This is a genomic window from Xanthomonas pisi DSM 18956, assembly GCF_001010415.1.
In the GTDB taxonomy this organism is placed as follows: Bacteria; Pseudomonadota; Gammaproteobacteria; order Xanthomonadales; family Xanthomonadaceae; genus Xanthomonas; species Xanthomonas pisi.
Window position 1 is genome coordinate 1 of sequence record NZ_JPLE01000305.1, and the last position, 249, is coordinate 249.

A 249-nucleotide genomic window follows, 5' to 3' on the forward strand; every position below is an offset into this window, starting at 1 on the left:
AATGATGAATACTTTAGGCGACTTCATATTTGGTCCAACAAAGCAGTCGACTTCATCACCATCAGCGCCCTTGGTGCCTTTGATAAATCCGTAATGGTGCGGCATCTTAACTGCCCATTCACCATCAAGGCTGTTACCCCTGCGAATGCTGTTTCGAGGATTCTCGATGCCAAGAATCATCCCGTGCAACTTCATCTTAGGCAGCGACGCAGCATCCATCTTCCCTACGTTGTGGCGCAAGTTGACGAC

At 49.0% G+C, this 249-nt stretch carries 1 protein-coding gene; it reads right to left on the reverse strand.

Going from position 1 to position 249, the window contains the following annotated elements:
- On the reverse strand, positions 1-219 hold a 219-nt coding region (locus Y887_RS20865; protein ID WP_211257036.1), incomplete at its 3' end, for a pyrophosphatase-like OB fold-containing protein.
- Positions 220-249 lie beyond the last annotated feature (30 nt).